This is a genomic window from Natronomonas sp., from assembly GCF_047616845.1.
In the GTDB taxonomy this organism is placed as follows: Archaea; Halobacteriota; Halobacteria; order Halobacteriales; family Haloarculaceae; genus Natronomonas.
In genome coordinates, this window is the sequence record NZ_JBLGBY010000092.1 from 1 (window position 1) to 3,223 (window position 3,223).

Annotated in this window: 3 protein-coding genes and 1 tRNA gene; all 4 read right to left on the reverse strand. The window is 66.8% G+C overall.

All coding sequences use genetic code 11. The features are described 5' to 3' along the window. Window positions 1-60: 60 nt before the first annotated feature. Window positions 61-142: transfer RNA gene (locus tag ACI8UR_RS12310), tRNA-Ser, on the reverse strand. A 56-nt stretch (window positions 143-198) separates the two neighbouring features. Continuing rightward, window positions 199-387, reverse strand: coding sequence for a hypothetical protein (locus ACI8UR_RS12315; RefSeq protein WP_415087929.1), 189 nt, complete (start codon window positions 385-387; stop codon window positions 199-201). Between the two features lie 23 nt (window positions 388-410). Then, window positions 411-794, reverse strand: a complete 384-nt coding sequence (locus ACI8UR_RS12320) for a Rid family detoxifying hydrolase (RefSeq protein WP_411714395.1) — start codon at window positions 792-794, stop codon at window positions 411-413. A 69-nt stretch (window positions 795-863) separates the two neighbouring features. After that, entirely contained in the window at window positions 864-3,203 is a 2,340-nt protein-coding gene (locus ACI8UR_RS12325) for a DEAD/DEAH box helicase (RefSeq protein WP_415087930.1), read from the reverse strand. Window positions 3,204-3,223 lie beyond the last annotated feature (20 nt).

Sequence of the window (3,223 nt, forward strand, 5' to 3'; positions counted from 1 at the left end):
CGCCTCACGGCTATCGCCGTTCGGCATCGCCGAGATGCTCGCTTCGCTCGCATCTCGCTACGCCAGGACTGGGATTTGAACCCAGAATCCCGGAAGGGAACACGCTTTCCAGGCGTGCGCCTTACCGTTCGGCCATCCTGGCTCACCCTAAGGTACCGGAGTCTGCTGTTTAAGTCCTTCGCGTTCCGTGTGGGCACGTCACCCGTCGCCGCCTGGCGGTCTGGCCCCGACCAGCCGTCCTTCCACGTAGTACGCGGCGCTGGTCGTCGCGGCGAAGACGACCACCGCGACGGCGCCGACCGCTCCGACGCCCAAGAACGCCCCGCCGAGGAGCAGATACGCCTGGTGTGCAACGAGGAACGCGAGCATCCCCAGTGCGCCCCACAAGAGAGCGGATTTCGCCCGCGACGTCACGGCTTCGTCGCGACGGCCTCGATTTCGACGTCCATCTCGAGCGGCAGCGCGCCAGCCTGCACCGCCGACCGGGCCGGCGGCTCCTCCTCGAAATACGTCGCGTACGTCTCGTTCATCGCCTCGAAATCGTCGATGTCCGCCAGGAACACGGTCGTCTTGAGGACGTTATCGAGGCTCGTGCCGGCCTCCTCGAGAACGGCCGCGAGGTTGTCGAGCGCCTGTGTGGTCTGTACCGGGACGGGCTTGTCGGCCAGCGAATCGCCATCTGGCGTCAGCGCGATTTGGCCGGCGGTGAACACGAGGTCGCCGTTCGTCGTCGCCTGGCTGTACGCGCCCGCGGCGGCCGGTGCGTCGTCGGTGTGAACCGTCTCCTTGCTCATACCCGCGAGTGCATCGCCGCCCAATATAAAGGCGGCTACCGGAACAAAAGGCTACAACGCGCTTGGTATTCACTCGATGCGAACGGTGCGGCTGTCCGTGACGGGCACGAGCGGCAGCCCCGAGAAGGCGACCTCAGCTTCAAACGTGAGTTCCTCGGCGTCGCCGCCGAAGACGCCGACCGGCATCGCCGTCTCGCCGAGATAGCGCGTCTGCTCGGACATCTCGACGCCGTTGACGGTGACGCGAACCCCGGCCGGCGCGCCGTCGCCGTCGTTCCGCACCGTCAGTTCGGCCATCGTGTTCTCCCCGCTCGAGATGCTGGCGGGCATACCACTCCACTCGAAAGTGGGGGCAGGCAGTGATTCGGCCTGTTCGAGCACGCGCTCGGCAAGCCCTTCGGAGAGACCGGCATCGACGAGGCCGTCGACGCCCGCAGCCTGGACGTCAGCGGGTGTTTCCAGCCCCTCGCGGGCGAGCTTCTGTGCTCGGCCCTTGCCGACTCCTTCGATGGCGGTCAAGCCGACGGCGTCGGCGCTGATGCCGTGTTCGACGCGGGCCTCGATACGCCGGACGAGGTTGGCGTCCCGCGGCGCGGCAAAGCGCTCACAGAAGGCTCGCAACGCCGCGAGCATCCGGAGGGCGTTCTGTCGGATGACCCACGCATCGCTTTGGAGTTCCGCGGGCGTCGTGCCGGACATGCTCCCGCGGAGGATGGCGAGCACTTTCCGGTTGCCTGCTTCGAGTTCGTCGCCCTCGCCATCGAGGACGGCACCGAACGTCTCGCGCTCGTCACGGCGGGCCGACACGCTGTCGAACTCGGCGGCGTCAGCGACCGCCCGGAGGATAGCCGACTCGTCGATTGCCGGCGTATCGTCCGCTGCCGCTCGCTCGCACAGCCGGTAGAATCCCTCGGCGGTTTCGAGCCGGAGATAATACTGCGAGGCGAGCTTGCCCAGCCCCGTCGGCTCGATCTCCAGCCCCGACTGGTCGACGAAGCCGCTGTCGACGAGCCGTTTCAGCGTTGCCGACACCCGGTCGCGCAGCGAGTCGCTGTCGTCGTACTTATCGGGCGCGCTCTGTGCGCGCGTGTAGTAGAACGTCGTTTCGAGCCAGTCCATCACGTCCTCGATGTCGTCGACGACGCCGAGCGCGATTTCGGCGTTGAGATGGGAGTCGAGTTCCCCGGCGAGCCGCGACTCGATGGGCTTGCCATCCCGGAGCAGCGCCCGGTATTTGTCGGCGTCGCTGCCGTCACAGACGACGGAGGCGTAGCCCGCGTCATCGTAGCCCGGTCGTCCCGCCCGTCCGAGCATCTGGAGGATATCCAGCGGGCTCATGTCCACCTCGCCTTCCAGGGGGTCGTGGAGCTTCGTATCCCGGATAACGACACAGCGGGCGGGGAGATTGACGCCCCACGCCAGCGTCGACGTCGAGAAGAGCAACTGGATTTTGCCCTCCTTGAACCAATCCTCGACGCGGTCTTTGTCGGCCTTCGAGAGGCCGGCGTGGTGGAAGCCGACCCCGTCGATGACGGACTGTCTGAGCGTCTCGTTGTTCAGTTCCTGGGCGTCGGTATGGAAATCGTAGTCGCCGCGGGCGCCCATCTCGATATCGCGCTCGCCGATGACGTCTCGGGCTTTCTCGGCGGCCCGGACGGTGTCCTGTCTGGAGGCGACGAAGACGAGCGCCTGTCCCCCGTCCTCAATGTGCGGCTGGGCGAGGTCGAGCGCACGGTAGAGCCGCCGGTATTTGTCGGCGAAGGCGTTGTCGCCGTGGGCGTACGTCTCGACGCCCGCGTGCAGCGGCACGGGTCGGTAATCGTCGCCGAATTGGAAGGTCGACTCCGGCGGCGCGTCGAGCCAGTCGGCGACGTCCTCGACGTTCGACATCGTCGCCGAAAGCGCCACGATGCGCGTCGCACACAGTCGGCGGAGCCGCGAAATCGTCACTTCGAGCACCGCGCCGCGGCGGTCGGAGTCGAGCAGATGCACCTCGTCGATAACGCAGCAGTCGACGTCGGTGATGAATGAGTACCGCGGCGAGTCGTGTTTCCGGGTCGCCGAATCGGCCTTCTCGGGTGTCATCACGAGGATGTCGGCCCGCTCGGCGCGTCGGGGGTTGAGGTCGCGCTCGCCGGTGACGACGTACACCGAATAGCCCAGTTCCTCGAAGCGTTCCCACTCGTCTTCCTTCTCGTTCGTGAGCGCGCGCAACGGCGCCAAGAAGAGGGCGGTGCCGTCCGCCCGGAGGGTTCGACAGATGGCGAGCTCCGCAAGTGCGGTCTTGCCGCTTGCGGTGGGTGCGCTCACGACGACGTTCTCATCGGAGTCGAGCACGGCCGGCAGCGCCTCTCGCTGCATCCGGTTGAACGACTCGAAGGGGAACGCGTCGGCGAACTCGGGGACGATATCCGCGACGCCGGCGGAAG

Bases quoted from the DNA above. Each gene is read 5' to 3' on its own strand.
- ACI8UR_RS12320 (WP_411714395.1), bottom strand. From the start codon at position 794: ATGAGCAAGGAGACGGTTCACACCGACGACGCACCGGCCGCCGCGGGC.